1 protein-coding gene is annotated in these 578 nt (G+C 72.0%); it reads right to left on the bottom strand.

Features of this window, described 5'->3' with window-relative positions; genetic code table 11:
* On the bottom strand, positions 1-578 hold a 578-nt coding region (locus tag FV230_RS29110), incomplete at both ends, for a methyl-accepting chemotaxis protein (protein WP_246695064.1).

The following is a 578-nucleotide window of genomic DNA, read 5'->3' on the forward strand; positions in this document are numbered from 1 at the left end:
TGGGTCGTGTCGGAGCGCGCCTTGCCGGTGGCCGCCCGCTTGACCGCCTCCTCCGTCAGCATCACCGAGGTGTTGATGCCGCGCTGGATCTCCGAAAGGATGCCGCGCACCTGCAGGGTGGCCGCCTTGGCCTGATCGGCCAGAAGCTTCATCTCCGAGGCCACCACCGCGAAGCTCCGCCCGCTCTCCCCGGCCGCCGCCGCCTCGATCGCGGCGTTGAGCGCCAGCAGGTGCGTGCGCTCCGAGATGTCGTTGACCGTCTCGATGATGTCGCCGATCGTCTGGGTCTTCTCCGACAGCGTCACGATGTTGCCGGCCACCGCCTCCGCCTGCTCGCGGATCGCGTCCATCGCCCGCGCCGTGTCGGCCACCGCGCGCAGGCCCTGGCGCGAGGTCTGGGCCGTGGCCTGGGCGGTGGCGATCACCTCGCCGGCCCGCTTCGTGATCTGCGCGCCCGAATGGGTGATCTCGTCCACCGTCGCCGCCGTCTCCTGCACCGCCGCGAACTGCTCCTCCACCGAGGCCGCCTGCTCCTGCGCCGAGGCGCGGATCTCGGCCGCCGCCGCGTTCAGGTCCGA

The sequence above is a fragment of the Methylobacterium sp. WL6 genome, from assembly GCF_008040095.1.
Taxonomy (GTDB): domain Bacteria; phylum Pseudomonadota; class Alphaproteobacteria; order Rhizobiales; family Beijerinckiaceae; genus Methylobacterium.